At 27.6% G+C, this 18,757-nt stretch carries 18 protein-coding genes and 1 riboswitch; of the genes, 16 read left to right on the forward strand and 2 right to left on the reverse strand.

Annotated elements, in window-relative coordinates; all coding sequences use genetic code 11:
• Nucleotide 1 precedes the first annotated feature (1 nt).
• The 3 genes from JL105_RS04580 (at nt 2) to JL105_RS04590 (ending at nt 1,484) form a co-directional block, all read left to right on the forward strand.
• Nucleotides 2–307 (forward strand): DUF2628 domain-containing protein, encoded by a 306-nt coding sequence (locus JL105_RS04580; RefSeq protein ID WP_132026059.1) that lies wholly within the window; start codon nt 2–4, stop codon nt 305–307.
• A 98-nt stretch (nt 308–405) separates the two neighbouring features.
• The gene (locus JL105_RS04585) at nt 406–948 is read left to right on the forward strand and encodes an Ltp family lipoprotein (RefSeq protein ID WP_132026061.1); all 543 of its coding nucleotides are present in this window, start codon (nt 406–408) and stop codon (nt 946–948) included.
• 143 nt (nt 949–1,091) lie between these two features.
• On the forward strand, nt 1,092–1,484 hold the full coding sequence (locus JL105_RS04590; RefSeq protein ID WP_132026063.1) for a sigma-70 family RNA polymerase sigma factor: 393 nt from the start codon (nt 1,092–1,094) through the stop codon (nt 1,482–1,484).
• A gap of 374 nt (nt 1,485–1,858) precedes the next feature.
• On the opposite strand, the gene JL105_RS04595 is transcribed toward JL105_RS04590, so the two are convergent.
• A complete protein-coding gene (locus JL105_RS04595; protein WP_237722309.1) occupies nt 1,859–2,593 on the reverse strand; it encodes a polysaccharide deacetylase family protein in 735 nt (244 codons plus the stop codon).
• 61 nt (nt 2,594–2,654) lie between these two features.
• The gene (locus tag JL105_RS04600) at nt 2,655–3,257 is read right to left on the reverse strand and encodes a YhcN/YlaJ family sporulation lipoprotein (RefSeq protein ID WP_132026065.1); all 603 of its coding nucleotides are present in this window, start codon (nt 3,255–3,257) and stop codon (nt 2,655–2,657) included.
• A 266-nt stretch (nt 3,258–3,523) separates the two neighbouring features.
• Here JL105_RS04600 and aroE point away from each other — a divergent pair, with 266 nt between their 5' ends.
• The 13 genes from aroE (at nt 3,524) to JL105_RS04665 (ending at nt 18,755) form a co-directional block, all read left to right on the forward strand.
• On the forward strand, nt 3,524–4,390 hold the full coding sequence (aroE, locus tag JL105_RS04605; RefSeq protein ID WP_132026067.1) for a shikimate dehydrogenase: 867 nt from the start codon (nt 3,524–3,526) through the stop codon (nt 4,388–4,390).
• 92 nt (nt 4,391–4,482) lie between these two features.
• Nucleotides 4,483–6,165, forward strand: coding sequence for a GspE/PulE family protein (locus JL105_RS04610; RefSeq protein WP_132026069.1), 1,683 nt, complete (start codon nt 4,483–4,485; stop codon nt 6,163–6,165).
• Nucleotides 6,166–6,178: 13 nt separating this feature from the next.
• Nucleotides 6,179–7,231, forward strand: coding sequence for a type IV pilus twitching motility protein PilT (locus JL105_RS04615; RefSeq protein WP_132026071.1), 1,053 nt, complete (start codon nt 6,179–6,181; stop codon nt 7,229–7,231).
• 12 nt (nt 7,232–7,243) lie between these two features.
• Complete coding sequence (locus tag JL105_RS04620) at nt 7,244–8,446, forward strand: type II secretion system F family protein (protein WP_132026073.1); 1,203 nt, start codon at nt 7,244–7,246, stop codon at nt 8,444–8,446.
• Nucleotides 8,447–8,496: 50 nt separating this feature from the next.
• A riboswitch (cyclic di-GMP riboswitch) is annotated at nt 8,497–8,586 on the forward strand.
• Nucleotides 8,587–8,727: 141 nt separating this feature from the next.
• Entirely contained in the window at nt 8,728–9,177 is a 450-nt protein-coding gene (locus tag JL105_RS04625; RefSeq protein WP_132026075.1) for a type II secretion system protein, read from the forward strand.
• 33 nt (nt 9,178–9,210) lie between these two features.
• Entirely contained in the window at nt 9,211–9,984 is a 774-nt protein-coding gene (locus tag JL105_RS04630) for a prepilin peptidase (RefSeq protein WP_132026077.1), read from the forward strand.
• Nucleotides 9,981–11,408 (forward strand): type IV pilus modification PilV family protein, encoded by a 1,428-nt coding sequence (locus JL105_RS04635; protein WP_132026079.1) that lies wholly within the window; start codon nt 9,981–9,983, stop codon nt 11,406–11,408. Before JL105_RS04630 ends, JL105_RS04635 begins: the two co-directional genes overlap by 4 nt.
• Nucleotides 11,409–11,412: 4 nt before the next feature.
• Nucleotides 11,413–12,009, forward strand: coding sequence for a prepilin-type N-terminal cleavage/methylation domain-containing protein (locus tag JL105_RS04640; RefSeq protein WP_158279975.1), 597 nt, complete (start codon nt 11,413–11,415; stop codon nt 12,007–12,009).
• Between the two features lie 15 nt (nt 12,010–12,024).
• The gene (locus JL105_RS04645) at nt 12,025–13,614 is read left to right on the forward strand and encodes a pilus assembly PilX N-terminal domain-containing protein (protein WP_132026083.1); all 1,590 of its coding nucleotides are present in this window, start codon (nt 12,025–12,027) and stop codon (nt 13,612–13,614) included.
• Nucleotides 13,615–13,630: 16 nt separating this feature from the next.
• Nucleotides 13,631–14,698 (forward strand): type IV pilus assembly protein PilM, encoded by a 1,068-nt coding sequence (pilM, locus tag JL105_RS04650; protein WP_132026086.1) that lies wholly within the window; start codon nt 13,631–13,633, stop codon nt 14,696–14,698.
• 2 nt (nt 14,699–14,700) lie between these two features.
• Nucleotides 14,701–15,318: a PilN domain-containing protein gene (locus JL105_RS04655; RefSeq protein WP_132026088.1), complete on the forward strand. Its 618-nt coding sequence runs from the start codon at nt 14,701–14,703 to the stop codon at nt 15,316–15,318.
• Nucleotides 15,293–16,717 carry a LysM peptidoglycan-binding domain-containing protein gene (locus JL105_RS04660; RefSeq protein WP_158279976.1) on the forward strand — a complete coding sequence of 475 codons (1,425 nt, stop codon included), beginning with the start codon at nt 15,293–15,295 and terminating at the stop codon, nt 16,715–16,717. Before JL105_RS04655 ends, JL105_RS04660 begins: the two co-directional genes overlap by 26 nt.
• 13 nt (nt 16,718–16,730) lie before the next feature.
• Complete coding sequence (locus JL105_RS04665) at nt 16,731–18,755, forward strand: S-layer homology domain-containing protein (RefSeq protein ID WP_132026092.1); 2,025 nt, start codon at nt 16,731–16,733, stop codon at nt 18,753–18,755.
• Nucleotides 18,756–18,757: the final 2 nt, after the last annotated feature.

Here is an 18,757-nt window from a genome sequence, read left to right on the forward strand (position 1 = left end):
AATGGCAAAATATAAAATTTACAAAAACCCAGCAAATGGATATACAGAGAGAGTAAAAGATGGGTTTAATTGGGTAGTCTTTTTCTTTGGTCCTATATGGTATTTATTTAACGGGTTTATTGGGCAAGGTATAGCTTGGTTATTAATAGCTATAATAGCTGGAGCGCCTACATTTGGGATTGGTGCATTTATAGTATGGATAATAGCAGGTGTTAAAGCTAACAAGTCAAAAGAAAAAGCATTTTTAAACAAAGGATGGATTTATGTCGGGTATGAAGACGAAATAAATCAAAATAAGGTATCATAAAATTTAATATTAAATAAGAACCTAAACAAGGCTTCTTTTTCTCATATTGTTAATTTTCTCCTATTTGATATAATAAAAAAAGAAAAGGAGGAATTTAAATGAATGAAAAGCAAAAGAAACCCTTTTATAAGAGATGGTGGTTTATTCTTTTAGTTATTATTGTTGTTATTGCAGTTTTAGGTAGCGGCGGAGATGAGGACGCACAAAAGGAAGTTGCTGGAGATGGAGAATCTAGCCAAATAGAGAACAATGTGGCATCTAAAGACTCAGAGCAAGAAGAAAAAGAGAAAAAAGAAGAAACCGAAAAACCTAAAGAAAGTGCTAAAGATGATGTTCCACGTGAATATAAAAATGCTTTAAAAGCTGCACAGAACTATGTTGATATAATGGCATTTTCTGAACGAGGGTTGTTCGAACAGTTAACTTCTGAATACGGGGATCAATATCCAGAAGAAGCTGCCCAATATGCAATTGAAAATGTAGAAGTGGATTATAATGAGGAAGCGTTAGAAGCAGCTAAGAATTATCTAGAAATTATGCCAATGTCAGACAAAGAATTATTTGAACAATTAACATCTGAACATGGAGATAAATTTACTGAAGAGCAAGCGCAATATGCTATTGATAATTTACCGAAATAGGGGTTTAAGGCAAACTTTAAAGGCATCCAATTGGATGCCTTTTTTTACATATTAAATAACATAAATAAAGTAAGTAGTCTATAATATTTAATACTAGATCCTATAGTAGATAAATCAGAAACACCTTTTAACATGTTTTGATTATGATTAAATGTTTCCGTTCTGATACTATTGCTAATGAAATTCTTATGACTATAAGGGCAAATAAAAAATCTAAATTAGAGGTGTCCCTTCAAGAACCTATAGGAGTAGATAAAGAAGGGAATGAAATATCTTTATTAGATGTATTAGGTACAAATGTTGATGATGTAGTAGATGAAGTTCATTTTAAACTTTTAAAGAAAAAACTATACCAGTCTATAAATCAAGTTTTAAAGAATAGAGAAAAGATCATAATTGAATTAAGGTATGGATTGATAGATGGTATATGTAAAACTCAAAGAGAAATAGCTAATATGTTAGGTATTTCTAGATCATATGTTTCTAGAATTGAAAAACGGGCAATCGAAAAATTATATAAGGCTTTAAATAACTAAAATCCGGAAAATTCCGGATTTTAGTATTTATCACATTTGTTATAACCACAAAATAATATTACCAAAAGTAAAAAGAAAAATAATAATGAACTATCATAATTAGATTTTCTGCTAAACTGATTTCCTCTTGCTTCAGTCAATATTGCCACCTCCTAATAAATAAAAAAATATAATAATACAATATGGAGTTTTCTTATTTTTACACTTAAAAGCTTTTAAAACATGGTTTTATAATATTATTAGTTATAAATCATTAGTAAAATTAGAAAAAATTTATTTAATAAAATAATTTTATCGTGCCTAATATATAATATGTATTTTAGCAAGAATAGTTACAAATAATAGACCCGGATATCCGGGTCTATTATTTGTAACTATTTTAAAGGTATATTTAAAAGTTGAGAAAGGGTAACAAACTCATATCCTCTGTTTTTTAATTCAGGTATAATTTTCTTTAAAGCTTCTACAGTATGGCTTTCATCATAATATACATAGTCATGAAATAGTATAATATCTCCATTTTCTATATTTGAAAGGGTATTAGTAACAATTTCTTTTACTTCAGGATTTTTCCAATCTTTTGAATCTTGATTTGCAGACCAAAGAACTACTACTGCGTTATCTTCTTCAATCATTTCTATAACTTTATTGTCAAAAGATCCGTAGGGAGGTCTAAATATTTTAGGTTTATGTTTAGTTATAGAATATATTATATCTTGAGTTTTTTTATATTCTTCTAATAATTTTTCCCTACTAGCTTTTTTTGCATCTATATGAGAATATGTGTGATTTCCTATTTCATGCCCTTCTGCCCATTGCCTTTCAATAACATGAGGATAAGTTTCAGCTAACATTCCTAACACGAAAAAAGTAGCTTTTACATCATACTCATCCAGTATATCTAATATTTGTTCAGTGTATATAGGATGTGGACCATCATCAAAGGTTAAAGCGACAACTTTTTTATTTTCAGTTCCTTTTTTTATTATCATACCATAATTATTATTGGCCATAGCTTCATTATACTTAAATTTTATATTGCTTGTTGTAAATAAGACAAGTATTACAATACAAATGCATATATATTGATATACTTTTTTAATATTCATAGCATTCCCTTTCTTATACAATAATTAATTAATATGATAATAAATCCGGGAAAACCCGGATTTATTTAACAGGAGTAATCCTTCTTAATATTTCTTCAAATTCATTTGCAAAACCTGATATAGGTCTTCCATTAGCTATATCTGCTGCCATATTTCTAATCCTAGTATAAAGATCTGGATCAGCTGTAATGCTGACATATTTTATACTATTATCTGTGTTTCGAACAATCCTCTCAATTTTCTGCTTCAAATCCGTAGTCATTTTTCCTTCAATATTATTTTTTATATCCACACCTACTATACAACTATTACCACTTATTAAAACCGAAGCACTATTTATTTCTTTTAAATTGGTTATTTTTTCTGCTATATTAGCTGCTTTTTTAGCCATATCGTCTGGCGTAGATAAATTATTTCTTTTAGTTATATCTGTTGCAGTATTTGGACCAGGTAGAACCTGATTTTGTCGTACATCTTTATTAATATCTTTTTTGACAATACCTTTTGTATTTACATTATCCCGCTTTACACCTTTTTTTGTAATATTATCTCCTATTTTTGTTTCAGTTCCTATTGGCTGTCGAAACTTATTAGAAGTACAACCGATAGTAGAAGCAATTAAAATTAAAGTAAACATTAAAATGAAAAACTTATTCTTTTTCAAAAGTTTCACCTCCTATATATATTTTGACTATTTATTTTCTTTTTATTTAGACTAATTTTTTAATTATATGTATAAACAAGGAATAATATTATCATAACAGATGTTATCATAACAGATAATAAATAAATTACAATTAATTTTCATTTAAAACCATAAGTTAGTTTATAATTTCAAAAATTTTACAAAAAATTATAAAAATTATGTTATTATAAATATAAGACAAAATATAATGTTAAAAAACAATAGAGTAGAAAGGAATAAATAAAATGAATATAAATTGGAATACTCAAATTTATTGTTTAATAGGTCATCCAATATCTAAAACTTTATCCCCTGTAATTCACAATAATTTTTATAAATTAATAGATAAAAACAATATCTATTTAGCTTTTGATGTAGAAGAAAAAGATTTATATACCATAATTGAAGCAATTAAAATTTTAAAAATAAAGGGTTTTAATGTGACTATACCTCATAAAACCATCATAATAAATTATTTAGACAAAATCTCAGAAGAAGCTAAATTAATTGGAGCTGTAAATACTGTAAAAAATATAGATAATAAGCTTATAGGCTACAATACTGATGGTGCAGGATTTATAAAATCTTTAGAACTTATGAACATAGATGTGAAAGGAAAAAATATATTAATTTTAGGAGCTGGGGGTGCAGCTAAAGCTATTGCAACTTCTTTGGCTTTAGCTGAAGTAAATAGTATATTTATTAGCAATAGAACTTTAGAAAAAGCAAAAAAATTATCTCAAAAACTAAAGTATCAATTTCCAAGAGTTTTAATTGATTATGGGAGATTAGATTTAAAAAAAGTTGATAAGAAAAATATTCACATGGTAGTCAATTGCACGTCTATAGGAATGTATCCTAACATAGATGAATTGCCTATTAAACTGGATGGATTTTCTCAAAACTTGATAGTATATGATATTGTATATAAACCAAAGAAAACCAAATTATTAAAATTAGCTGAAAATAAAGGATATAAAACAATAGATGGACTGAATATGCTTATAAATCAAGGACTGTATAGTCAACAAATATGGTTAGAAGATGAAAATTATAATATTTATAATTATTTTTATAAAATAAGAAGGATTTTAGAAAAATATGTAGAATAAACTTAGTATAATATAAATAGTAAATATTATTAATTTATTTTTATTTTATTCGTTTTATAGTTTTATATATAATGAAAAGGATGGTTTTTTATATGAAAACTTCTAATCTAAAATTAGGTGAATTATTACTATACTCTGGAAAAATAACAAAAGAACAGTTAAATGATGCTTTAGAAAAACAAAAAGAAGATGGACGGAAACTGGGTGAAATACTAGTTGAAGAAGGATATATTACAAATAATGATATTATTGAAGTGTTGGAGTTTCAATTGGGAATTCCTCATGTAGATTTGGATAAATATACTATTAATCCAGATATAGTTTCGACAATTCCTGAAAATATTGCTAGACGTCATGAATTAATAGCTATAGATAAAAAAGGAGATTATTTAATAGTAGCTATGGCTGATCCATTAAATATATTTGCAATAGATGATATAAAAATGTTTACAAAATTGGAAATTCAACCAGTAATAGCATCTAAAGAGATTATTTTAAAAAATATAGATAAATTTTATATTAAAGAGTCTACTGAAAAAATGCTAAAAGAATTTAAAAATTCTTACGAATTTGATAATAGAGACAAAATAGAAGAAGACGAATTACTAGAAATAGCTTCAGCACCTATAGTAAAATTAATTAACTCAATTATCCAACAAGCTGTGGATATGAGAGCTAGTGATATACATATAGAACCCTATGCTAAAAATATTCGTATAAGATTTAGAGTAGATGGAGATTTGCATGAAATTATACAACTTTCAAGCTTTTCACTTTCTGCTTTAGTTACTAGAATTAAAATTATGGGGAAGATGAATATTGCAGAAAAAAGAGTTCCTCAAGATGGTAGAGCAGAAGCTAAAATAAATGGAAAAGAAATAGACATTCGTATATCTACTATACCTACAGTTTATGGAGAAAAAATTGTATTAAGATTATTAGAAAGATCAAATTTCATGTTTTCTAAAGATAAATTAGGATTTAATGAAAGGAACTTAAAAGTTTTTGATAAAATTTTAAGGCAACCTTATGGTATTATTTTGGTAACGGGTCCAACAGGCAGTGGTAAAACTACAACTTTATATGCAACATTAAAAGAGTTGAATAAAATTGAAAAAAATATAGTTACTATAGAAGATCCAGTAGAGTATAAATTAGAAGGAATAAATCAGGTACAAGTAAATCCCAAAGCAGGACTTACATTTGCATCTGGCTTAAGATCCATATTAAGGCAAGATCCAGATATTATTATGGTAGGAGAAATTAGGGATTCTGAAACAGCTGAAATAGCTGTACGAGCAGCTATTACAGGACATTTAGTTTTATCTACACTACATACTAATGATTGTGCCTCTTCAATTATAAGATTGATAGACATGGGAATAGAACCTTACTTAGTTTCTTCTGCAGTCATTGGTGTGGTTTCTCAAAGATTAGTAAAAGAACTATGTTCTGATTGCAAAGTGCCTTATAAGGCAAGTTATTCAGAAAAATCCTTATTAGGATTAGATACAGACAAAGAAATTACTTTATATAAACCAAATGGATGTAATAAATGCAATAATGGATATAAAGGCAGAAGAGCTGTACATGAAGTTATGATTGTAAATGAAAATATAAGAAGATTAATAGATACTGGTGGGCATTTAGATGAATTAAAGGTAGCTGCAAGAGAACAAGGAATGATAAGCTTATTGGAAGATGCTGTAAATTTAGCGTTAAACGGTTATACCACTGTTGAAGAAGTATTAAAAGCAGGATATACACTGGGGTAAGGAGGGCTTGCATGTGGAATTAATAGACTTAATTGAATATGCTATAGAAAATAATGCATCTGATATCCATATTACAGTAGGAATACCTCCAGTATTTAGAATAGATGGGATGTTAAAATATTTTAATGCCAATAAATTATTGCCAAAAGATGTAGAAAAAATGGTTAAAGAAATTTTAGATGAAGAACAATTTGAAGAGTTAAAAGTTAAAGGAGAAATTGATATCTCTTATGCTAAACCAGGTATTAGTCGTTTTCGTGTGAATATATATAAACAAAGGGGTAGTTATGCAATAGCTCTTCGCGTCATACCTTTTAAAATACCCACCATGGAAGAACTTGGGTTGCCTCAAATAGTAAAAAATTTAGCAAGACTTCCTAGGGGGTTAATACTAGTAACTGGACCAACAGGTAGTGGAAAATCTACGACTTTAGCATCCATCATAGATTTAATAAACAATGAAAAGAATTATCATATATTAACATTAGAAGATCCTATAGAATATTTACACAAACATAATAAAAGTATGATAAATCAAAGAGAAATAGGTACAGATTCAAGTAACTTTGCTAACGCATTAAGGTCAGCTCTTAGGCAGGACCCTGATGTAATTTTAGTAGGAGAGATGAGAGATTTAGAAACTATGAGTACTACCCTTACAGCAGCAGAAACAGGTCATTTAGTCCTTTCTACATTACATACAATTGGAGCAGCTAAAACTATAGATAGAATAATAGATGTTTTTCCACCACATCAGCAGCAACAAATAAGAGTTCAATTAGCATCTGTATTGCAAGCTATTATTTCTCAACAACTATTGCCTAAGGCAAATGGAAGTGGTAGAGTAGCCGCATTTGAAGTTATGGTTGCTACTCCTGCCATTAGGAATTTAATAAGAGAAGGGAAAATACATCAAATAGATACAATAATACAAACTAGCAGAAAACAAGGAATGCAGACTATGGATCATTCTCTATTGGAATTGTACCAAAAAGGAATTATTTCTAAGGATACATTACTTTCTCAGGCAATAAATCAAGATATGGTAAAAAGATATGCTTTTTAAAGAGGTGTTTTTATGAGAAATTTTAAATATAGGGCTGTATCAGAAAATGGGCAAGTGATAGAAGGCTACCATGAAGCTCAAACTGAAGAAGAAGTTGTAAATATGCTGAAAAATAATAAATATTTTCCAGTAAATATTGAGGAAGAAATTTCAGCAGATATAAGCACTAGTTTATTTTTAAAAAAGGTTACTAAAAAAGATATAGCAGTATTTTGTAGACAATTTTATACTATGTTAGATGCAGGAATTGGTGTAGTTGAAGCTTTAGATATATTAAAAAGGCAAACGGAAAACAAAACTCTTAAACAGACTATAGATATAGTTTATGAGGATGTTCAAAAAGGACTGAGTTTATCAGAAGCAATGAAAAAGCATGAAAAAGTATTTCCTAATTTGTTAATAAACATGGTAGAAGCTGGAGAAGTTAGCGGTAATTTAGATGTTATAATGGAAAGGATGGCTATCCATTATGAAAAGGAGTTTAACATTGAAAATAAAATAAAGAATGCTTTTATGTATCCTGCAATTTTAAGTATAGTGGCTATTTCAGTGGTAATATTTTTGTTAGTTGTAGTGATGCCAACATTTATAAGCATGTTTGATGAAAGTGGCACAGCACTTCCTACTCCAACTAGAATATTACTTACAATAAGTAATTGGTTAAAAAACTACTGGTATTTATTTATAGGCATAGCTTTAATTTTTATATTTGGGATTATGATTTTAAGAAAAACTGAAGAAGGTAGAAGATTTTTTGATAATTTAAAAATTATGTTTCCAGGAATAAAAAATATGAATATAAAAATAATTACTTCTAGATTTACCAGAACCTTGTCTACGCTGTTATCAAGCGGAATACCATTGTTACAAGCATTAGATGTAGTATCTAAAGTTGTAGATAATAAAGTAGTAGGTGATAAACTTCAATTAGCCAAAGAAGATATTAGAAAAGGTGTACCCATGTCTAAAACAATAAGAGATATTGAAATATTTCCTCCTATGGTGGATTCTATGATAGGTATAGGAGAAGAATCAGGAGCATTAGATGATATACTATATAAAACGGCAGATTTTTATGATGAAGAAGTAGAAAACTCTATGGAAAGGATGACCACATTATTAGAGCCAATACTTATAGTATTCATGGGAATAGTCATAGGTTTTATAGTTATATCTATTGCTATGCCAATGTTTGATATATATGATACGATTTAATTGAAAATTATATGGACAAAATAGCCAATATATGTTAAAATGTTTAAAACAAATATTGAGGGCAAACCTATCGAAAGATAGGGACGCAAAGCTAGAGTCTAAAGTTACTATCTAGTAATCATGACAGTTCAGCTGCATAAACCAAAGATTTCATATGTTTATGCAGCTTTTTTAATATCAAAATAAACTATTTTTAATATAATAATGAAAGGGGGAATCAATAGCTTAAATTATATATACTATGTCAAATATATTAATTTTTAAAATAAGGAGGAGTATGTATGTTTCAATGGATTTTAAAAAAGATTAAAGAGGACAACAAGGGATTTACACTAATTGAATTAATAGTGGTTATAGCTATAATAGCAGTACTAGCCCTTATAGTTGTTCCAAAAGTAACTGGACAGACAAAAGAAGCTGATGTAGCAGCACACAATGCCAATGTTAGAACCCTTGAATCAGCAGCAACTATGTATATAGCAGAGGAAGGTGTGCCAAGTGAGTTGGTTACATGGCCAACAGATGATAGTTGGGAAAAATACCTACAAGAATGGCCAACAGTACCAAAGAGTGTAGCAAGTGCATTAGGGCAAGGGAAAGATACCTATACAGTTGAGATTAAAGAAGATGGTACAATAACAGTTACACCTAAAAAAGCTGAGATTGGAGAAGATGGAACAATAAAAGAAATAGGAAGTAAAGAAAATGGAACATCAACACCATCTGACTAAGTCAAATCAAATATACCATAAAGGAGGCTACATATGTATATTATAATATTTTTATTAGGAGTTATTATAGGTTCTTTTCTAAATGTGTGTATATACAGAATACCTAAGGGGGAGTCTATTATATTTCCATCATCTCATTGTACTAGTTGTGGCACTCCTTTAAAATGGTATGATTTAATTCCCATTATTAGCTTTATAATCCAAAAGGGAAAATGTAGATATTGTGGGGAGAAAATCTCCCTACAATATCCTATAGTTGAATTTTTAAATGGCATATTATATTTAATCCTTTATTATAATTTTGGTTTTAATTTAGATTTTATATTTTATGGAATTATATTTAGTATATTAATAGTTATATTTTTTATTGATTTATATTATCAAATTATACCTAATGGCTTAAATATACTGATTTTAATTTCAAGTATAACATATAAACTTTTACAATTTATACTACATAATATACAACTAGACTTAATAAATAGTTTATTAGGTCTAATTGTATCTAGTGGATTATTTTTATTAATTATTATTATTTCTAAAGGTGGTATTGGTGGCGGAGATATGAAATTAATAGGAGTGTTGGGTTTTATATTAGGAGTAAAAAAAATTATTTTAACCATATTTTTATCCTTTGTGCTTGGTGCAATTATATCTATACTTTTATTATTATTTAAAATAAAGGGAATGAAAGATCCTATTCCTTTTGGACCTTTTATATGTATTGCTTTTATAATAACTATATTTTGGGGAGATAATTTATTGTTGTGGTATAGTAGTATGTTTATTAGGGGTGCTTTATTATGAATCAATTTAATAAAAAAGGTATGACTTTAATTGAAGTTATATTATCCATTACATTACTTGGTATAATAGCCATATCCATACTTCCCATGTCAATGTATAGTGTAAAATATGCTAAATGGAATAGTATAAAATTAAATGCTTTAAATTTAGCTAATTCTCAAATAGAGTGGCTAAAGTCCTATGACTATGAAAAATTAGGCTTAAATAAACTAGGTTATGATCCTAAAGGAGAAATAGAAGAAGATAAATATATGAATGAGCATGAAATAGTTGAAATTGAAGGAGTAGAGTATAGAGTATATACTAATATATATTGGGTAGGCAGAAAATCCACCACTGGAGAACCTATTCCTGATGCTCTTAAAGGTATAGATGTAATTGTAGAAGCTAAGGATTTATATTCTGGAAATACAAAAAGATATTCAATATTAGAAACAATGGTTACAAGAGAAGGTGAAAGAGATCCTAAAGAGCCAGGACAATTAACAGTATATACCTTTTTTAGAGATGCTAATACTCCAGTTGATGGAGTAAAAGTACAATTAGACAATGGTAAAATAGCATATTCAAACATGGAAGGTAAAGCTTTTTTTGCAAATTTAAGTGCAAGAGAGTATATTGTAAAACCTATTTCTTGGATAAGAAAAGGTGAAGATATAATAGCAAAGCCAAAGGATGTAGACAACTCAAAATCTCAATGGATATATGAAGAAACTGTTGAGGTAAAGGACTGGAGAAAAAGTGGTGAAGAAATTACTTATCCAGAAATTAGTTTTTTTATTGATTTTCCAGGATATATAAAATTTCCTGAAAACAGCAATTACCCCAACTTTAAAATTTCTATAGGACCTAAAATTGATCCACCAGAAGGTGTATCCTCAGATGATTATTTAAAAATTGCAACTACCATAGAAAATATAGGAAATTTAAAATTTTGGAGATTATGGGAATATGAATATGAAATATGTCATGGTGAAGAAGATAATAAAGATACTTATTTTCTAGTAGACAAAGATGGTACTATTTGGGATGGAAAATTTAAACTTTTAGATATTTATGAACCTACTTATAAAGAGTTAGAATTAGGATTTGGTTTAATTGAAGAAGGAACATTTAAATGTGAAGAAGGGAAAATAACAGAAATCAATATCTATTTTACTTCAAGTATAATAGATATTGAAAGTATGGCATTTTCTATAAATGGTCAAGAAGAGATAATAATAGCAGAAAAAGGTGATGATGGAAATATATTAACACAAGAGGACAAAAAAGTAACAATTACATTTACGAATCCCATTGAATTTGAAAGTGATAAGCTTACTTTTGAAATAGTAGAAATAAAGGAAAGTCATAATATGAGATTAGTTAAAAACGAAGAAGATAAATGTACAGCTATTCTCACCTTAGAAAATAATGAGGACTGATAATATGAAAATATTTAAGTGGGAAAAAGGATTTACTTTAGTAGAATTAATGATTATAGTATCATTAGTTGCTATAATATTTTTAGTATCTTATAATTTAATATTTATTTCTTTAAATAGTTTTGGATTTGTGAATAGTAGTTTTAATACTTCCGAAGATGTACGAATTTTTTTAAATGAAATAAAAAAGGAAGCAAATGAAGCAAAAAAAGCTGTAGAAGATGAAAATATAGGACCTATTTATAGAGTGAATGAACAGGAACTTCATATATATACAACTACAAATAAAGGAAAACCAAAATTAATAATATATAAATTAGAAAATGATAAATTAAAAAAATATGAAAAAGAAGCTACTAATGATAGCTATCCATATGAATTTAAAAATACATTTAAAAACGAAAAAGTGGTTTTATCCAATATAATAAATGATGATATTTTTGGAGAAGTAGAATCTTTAAAGGAGATACGAAATCTTCAAGAAGGAGAAGACCATAGGGTAAAGGTGAGAATGACTATAAAAATTGATACTGGAAAAGATAGTGCCCCTATAGAAATAGATACTTACTTAGTATCTAAAAGTAGAAGTAAATTTGAATGATGGAGGTGAATATTTATGTATATAAAAGACAATAGAGGTATAACTTTACCTGTGGTTTTATTGGCTTTAATGCTTTTAATTGTCTTTGGAATTACCACATTATTTATGACCTCCAGTCAAGCTAAATTTAATTATAGGGATGATAGTTCCAAAAAAGCTCTAGAATATGCAGAAGCAGGATATAATGATTATTTATGGCATTTAAATGATGATGTAAATTTTTATGGTACAGAAAGACATGAAAAAATGATGAATGTACCAATTAAATATCAAGAAGGCTATTATATGTTAGATGTTACTAAACCTAGTGATAAAGATAGATTTGTTACTATAAAATCTACTGGTTGGACTGATGATAATCCTGATATAAAAAGAACTGTAGCAGCTAAAATAAGGAAAAAACAATTTGTCCATCATGTTTATGTAAGTAATAGTGATGGGGAAAACATTTGGTGGACTACTGGAGATGAGTGTCATGGTCCTTATCATACCAATGGAGATCTTTATATACAAAAACATCCAATCTTTTATGATACTGTTTCTTACAGTGGAAAGCTCAAGAAGGGAACTGAATATAATCCAGATTTTAAAGTAAAAGAACCTAAACAACCAGAATTTTTAGAAGGTGGATTAGAATTTCCTAAAAGTAATAGTAGGTTAAAAGAATGGGCTGAAAAAGATGATATGGTTTTTTATGGAAGAACATGTATATATTTAGATGGAGATAAAATAAAAATTAGAAATGGAAATGCTAAACTAGAAGAAATAGAGACAATACCTATTTCAAATATAAAAAACAAAGTTATATATGTAGATAATAAGGAAAACTGGAAAGATAATAAATTTGATTTAGATGCTGGAAATATATTTATTTCTGGTAAATTAAAAGGAAAGTTAACTATAGCTTCTGCTAATAATATATATATTACTGCAACAGATCCTACCTATTGGTATGATGAAGAGGATAAAAACCATAGAAATCCTCCTGAAACCTATCCAAAGGGTAGTTCTAAAGATGGTATTCCTTATGGTATCACATATTCAAATACCACTTTTTCACCAGAGAATCTATCTTGCTGGGATGAAAATAAAGGAATATGGACAAGATATGCCAAAGGTGATGATATGCTAGGATTAATAGCACAAAATGATATAATGATACTTCATTATGGCTGGCCTAGATACATGGAGGGGGAAGAAGATTATTATAATAAGCCTTATTGGAATTATAAATGGAGAAAGAGAATTTTGGGGAACTGGTTAAAGGAAAGTTTTATTTATGATGTAGCTCCTGAAAATATGACTATTCATGCTTCTCTATTTGCAGTAAATGGAGGTTTTGGTTATGAAGCTTATGATGTGCCGGATGAATATAATTGGTGGGGACCAATATATACAAAAAAAGGAAACATTACCCTTTGGGGTAATATTACTCAATGGGAAAGAAAAGCTGTAGGCATTATAAATACATCAGGCTACAACAAAAGATATGCTCATGATCCTCGTATGTTTTATGATTATCCTCCTCATATATTAGAACCAATAAATGTGGGGTGGGAAATTCATGATTGGAAAGAAGTAGATGAGCATGTAAAAGAGAAATAATAGGGGGCGATGATTATTGAATTTAAAAACAATTTTTCCTAAAAAAAAGGTTTTATCTATTGATATAGGTTCTTATGAAATAAAAGTAGTTGAAGGAAAAGAAACTAAAAATGGTGTTAAAGTAGACAATCACTTTTCTATACTAACTCCTGAAGATGCTTATATGGATGGAGAAATATTGGACAAGGATTTAATTTATTATGTATTGAATGAGAAAATTAAAAACAAAAAAATAAGAACTAAGGATGTTTATCTTACTATAAACAGTTCTTCAATAATAACCAGGGAAGTAACTATTCCTAAAGTGGAGGAGGAAGAAATAGAAAATATATTAAAGTTTCAAATTGAAGAGTATATCCCGACGGAGTCAAAAGACTATGTGGTACAGTATAAAATTATTGATAATATGTACCAAGATAATGTTGAGAAATTAAATGTACTTCTTATAGCAGTTCCACAGGATATAATAGAATGTCATTTTCAATTAATTAAAGATTTGGATTTAAATCCATTAGTTTTGGATTATCAACCTAATTCTATTGCTAAAGTTATTAAAACCAATTCCTTTGTAAATAACACTTATCCTACAGAAAACATAACTTTTGCTGCAATAGATCTAGGATATAATAATACAAAAGTTTCTATAATACAAAATGGAGTAATAATAGTAAGTAGGATTATAGAAATGGGAATGAAACATATAGATCAAAATATTTTAAATTTTTTTAATTATACATTTGAGGAATTAGAAGAAAAAAAATTAGAAATAGTGGATATTAGTCGTATAGAAGAAAAATATGATGATTACAATAGATTAGTAAATATTGTTAGAAACTCTATTGAAAATTTAAACGATAGAATAGATATTGTATTTCGTTATTATTTATCTAGGGAAGTAGACAATAAAATTAATATCATATTATTATATGGTGGAGGAGCTAATATTGGTGGTTTACCTAGCTTGTTTTCAAACTATTTTGATATCCCCACTATAAAAGTTGAATCTTTTGATAATATAGTTTTTTCAGGAAATATGAGTAAATATATAAATTCCATAGGATCTATAATTAGATTAGAGGTGTAGCCATGAAAGATTTGAATTTTTTCGAACCTTATTTAGAAAAAAAGAAGTTGAGTATAAACAGAAAGTATATATATATAATACTTGGTGCATTATTTGCATCTTTTGTACTTTCTTATACTATATTTAGCCAAATAAAAATTAGGCAAATCAACAAGGATATAGAAAAATTGGAAGCAACTATTAATGATGAAAAGATAAATAAAAAGGTGGAAGATATAAAAAATAAAAAGGAGGAAATAGAGAAATTCAAACAGTCATTAGAAAAGTTAAAATCTATAGATAATATTATTGAGGAAGAAGATGTTATAACTACATATTTAATTAAGGACATAACTTCTAAAATGCCTAAAGATGTGTTTTTTACTTCAATTGGTATATATCCTGATAGTATTCAAATGATTGGTGTTGCAAAGGACAAGTATTCTATAGCAGAACTAGGTAAAAATTTAGATACGGTAGAAGAATTTAAAGAGATATTTATAGAAAATATCTCCTTTGAAGAAGGAAATTATATTTTTAACTTAAATATAAATCTAAAGGAGGATGTGAATACAGATGAAGAACCCATTGACGAAGAATCTGGAGATTCTGAAGATGAACAGAACTCTAACGAAGAATGAGCAAATATTATTAACTATTTTAATTATAGTGATTATTTTTATAGTAACCTTTAGATTTGTTCTTACACCCCAAGCCAGTAAATTGGAAGAATTGAAAGAACAGAGATTAGCTTATGAAGAAGAGATAGCTCAAATAAATACTTTACTTAAAAGTGAAAGAAACATAGATAAGGAATGGATGGAATTACATAATGAAGAAGCTATAATACATAATAAATATTTTCCTGCTATAGATCAGCCAGAAATAATAAATTTATTAAATGATATATTAAATGATACAGAAATTGATATATTAGACATACATTTTGATAGACCTAGTGAAGAACAAATTGGAGAATCAATTGTAAAAACTATAAATGTAAATATTCCTTATAAATGTAAATTTGAGAATCTTATATCTGTCATAGATGGAATTAATTCTAGTCCTAAAAAAATGTTAATATCTAATTTAATTATGGATAAAGATACAGATGGCAAATTGGTTGGTAATATTTTATTAAAGGTGTATGCTTTAGAAGGGATTATAGAAGATATTAAAGAAACAAGTAGTATGATTGGAGTAGAGGGAGGAAAACTAAATCCTTTTGAAATATATGATGGATATGTTCAAAAAAATTTAAATGAAAATATAACTAAAGAAAGTGTTGATATTGATAATAACAGTTCTATTGAGGATATGGATAAAAATAGTAAAATCACTTCAAATTCTCCTAATTTTTCTATACCAGGAAAAACTTTTTCGAATGAAGAGCCTGTTAAGGAAATACTGGAGGACTTTGAAGAAAAAGATGTATATTTTATTCCATCTCATAAATATATAAAGGGACATGTTTCTAAATCTAATAATTCTAAATCTAACAAACATTCTTTACGTTTAGAGTATAATATATTAGCATTAGAAGATGAAAATAGAGCTTATATAGATCTTACAGATAAAAGTATAATATTAAAATATCCACCAACATCAATTGGCATATGGGTTTATTCCTATTCCTATTCACCGTCTACTTTAGGCTATATATTAAAGGAGCAATATGGAGAAAAACTAATAGAAACAGAGCTATCTAAAGGTATAGATTGGGTTGGATGGAAGTATATAGAAGCTAGTCCGCCTCAGGATATATCTCTATATCCACTACAATTAGAAAAAATATATATAGAAACAAATAAAGATGATTATGGAGTATTATTAATAGATGAATTAGGGGCAAAATATCCTAATTCTATGAATGATATGAAAAAGTTTACTTTTTATATAGTGGAGCCAGGAGATACTTTAAGAAAGATAAGTACGAAAAATTATGGTAATCCTAATAAGGTGGATTTAATAATGAAGCATAATGAAATTAAATCTGATAATGATCTATGGATTGGTAAAATATTAGTAATACCTAAATAGGAAGGTGGTATATATGAGAGTATTTAAAAGAATAGCTATTTTAATTTTATTTGTATTAATTATTAGTAATATTTCTATTGTTTATGGAGCAAATTCAGCAAGTGATGATTTAGATGATATAAAGCAAAAAGCATTTTTATTAGGTGTTATAGATGGTAAAACAGAAGGTTCTAAAGGGAATAAGGACACACCTTATTATAGATTTTTACCTAGAGATGAAGAAATAATATATAGATTTGAAGAAGAGTATGGCTTGAAATACGATGAACAATATGAAGAGCATATAATAGAAAGTTATATTCAAGGATTTGAAATTGGATATAACCTTGAAACTGGTCGTAAAGATGATAAAGGAAGAGGGGATAAACAAAAGGAAGAAAAAATAGAATATGTCGATGATTTAGCTAAAACTTTAGGAGAAATTTATGGATATAGGGATTTTTATGATGGGAAAAAATCCAATTGGAGTAGGGCAATTCCATCTAGTAAAACTATAATAGATATGTATAATTTAAATAATGAAACTGGAGAATTTAGGAATAGTTTTTTAAAAAATTTTAGAGAAAAATTTAAAGAAGGATATGAAGAAGGATATAAAAAAGCTAATTTTGAGCCTATAAAAATTTCTTATGAAGAAGGTATAAAGGATGGTGAATATTTTGGTAATATATTTGGGAAAATTTATGGTGTTAAAGATTATTTTGATGGTAAATCATTAAATTATAAACGTAATTTACCTTCAGATACAGTTATTATAAGGGAATATTCATTGAATAGAGATTCTTCAGAGTATAGAGAGGGATTTTTAATTGGTTTCAAAAGAGAATATGAGAAAAGTTATAATGACAATTATAGAACTGTGAATTCAGAAAAACATAAAAAAAGCTATGAAGAAGGGTACGAGCATGGTAAAACTGTAGGTACAAAAGTTGGGGAAACTAATGCTATAATGGATTATTATTTAAAGTTAGATAATAATTGGGAAAGACATGATACTAATTCATATACGATTATAAAAGAAAATAATCTTATGTTAGAATCAGATAGATACAGAGATGGCTTCATTAGCGGATATAAAGAAGGTTTAATGGAGGGATATACAACTACTTTTCAAAATTTAAATATAGATGTTATATCTGAAAAAATCATAGTAGATACTATTCCTACTTCTGGTGGCGAAATATCTAATTTAAATAATACTATATATTTAAATGTAGAAAAAGGTACTTATTATAATCCAGTTGTCATTTCTATAGATATATTGCCAGATAGTTTATTTTCAATAGATAAGCAATATATCAAAGCATCTGAATTTTATAAAGTAGATATAAAAAATAAATCTTTTGAAGCAGATAACAATAAAGACATTGAGTTAAAATTTGAATATTATGGAGATGAAAAAGGGGGTATATATAAATTAGTAGATAATAACTGGTTTTATTTGCCATCATCTATAGAAGAAGGCTTTATTGTTACTAAATTGAAACCTAAATCTTTTTCAAAAGGGGAAAATACCTTTGTTGTTTTAATTGATAAGAATGCTACTATTTTTTATGACATAAGGGGGCATTGGGCAAAGGATGAGATAAATGCTTTTGCAAGAAGAGGTATTATTTCTGGATATGGAGATGGTACCTTTAAACCAAATAAGGATTTGTCTAGAGGAGAGTTTCTTTCTATATTAAGCAAAGTGTATAAGTGGGATATTAAATCTATATCAGATGATACTGCTAAAAAGTTTAAGGATTATAATACTTTTAAATCCTATAAAGATGTAATCAATTATGCTGTAAATAAGAATTACATCCAAGGATATTCTGATAATACCTTTAAACCTAACAATCCTATTACTTATAAAGAAGTAGAAACAGTAATGCAAAGAATTACTAATAATAAAAACTTTCGTTGGTATAACACCTCCGCTAAAATATTATATGATAAGGGATATAGGTGTAAATCTTACGACAGCATGAATAATCGTATAACTAGAGCAGAAGTAGTATATATGCTATATTTGATAAATGAATGGAAATATTAATA

The organism is Keratinibaculum paraultunense, from assembly GCF_016767175.1.
In the GTDB taxonomy this organism is placed as follows: Bacteria; Bacillota; Clostridia; order Tissierellales; family Tepidimicrobiaceae; genus Keratinibaculum; species Keratinibaculum paraultunense.

Bases quoted from the DNA above. Each gene is read 5' to 3' on its own strand.
- JL105_RS04580 (WP_132026059.1), top strand. From the start codon at position 2: ATGGCAAAATATAAAATTTACAAAAACCCAGCAAATGGATATACAGAG.
- JL105_RS04585 (WP_132026061.1), top strand. From the start codon at position 406: ATGAATGAAAAGCAAAAGAAACCCTTTTATAAGAGATGGTGGTTTATT.
- JL105_RS04590 (WP_132026063.1), top strand. From the start codon at position 1,092: ATGATTAAATGTTTCCGTTCTGATACTATTGCTAATGAAATTCTTATG.
- JL105_RS04595 (WP_237722309.1), bottom strand. From the start codon at position 2,593: ATGAATATTAAAAAAGTATATCAATATATATGCATTTGTATTGTAATA.
- aroE (WP_132026067.1), top strand. From the start codon at position 3,524: ATGAATATAAATTGGAATACTCAAATTTATTGTTTAATAGGTCATCCA.
- JL105_RS04610 (WP_132026069.1), top strand. From the start codon at position 4,483: ATGAAAACTTCTAATCTAAAATTAGGTGAATTATTACTATACTCTGGA.
- JL105_RS04620 (WP_132026073.1), top strand. From the start codon at position 7,244: ATGAGAAATTTTAAATATAGGGCTGTATCAGAAAATGGGCAAGTGATA.
- JL105_RS04625 (WP_132026075.1), top strand. From the start codon at position 8,728: ATGTTTCAATGGATTTTAAAAAAGATTAAAGAGGACAACAAGGGATTT.
- JL105_RS04630 (WP_132026077.1), top strand. From the start codon at position 9,211: ATGTATATTATAATATTTTTATTAGGAGTTATTATAGGTTCTTTTCTA.
- JL105_RS04635 (WP_132026079.1), top strand. From the start codon at position 9,981: ATGAATCAATTTAATAAAAAAGGTATGACTTTAATTGAAGTTATATTA.
- JL105_RS04640 (WP_158279975.1), top strand. From the start codon at position 11,413: ATGAAAATATTTAAGTGGGAAAAAGGATTTACTTTAGTAGAATTAATG.
- JL105_RS04645 (WP_132026083.1), top strand. From the start codon at position 12,025: ATGTATATAAAAGACAATAGAGGTATAACTTTACCTGTGGTTTTATTG.
- JL105_RS04655 (WP_132026088.1), top strand. From the start codon at position 14,701: ATGAAAGATTTGAATTTTTTCGAACCTTATTTAGAAAAAAAGAAGTTG.
- JL105_RS04660 (WP_158279976.1), top strand. From the start codon at position 15,293: ATGAACAGAACTCTAACGAAGAATGAGCAAATATTATTAACTATTTTA.
- JL105_RS04665 (WP_132026092.1), top strand. From the start codon at position 16,731: ATGAGAGTATTTAAAAGAATAGCTATTTTAATTTTATTTGTATTAATT.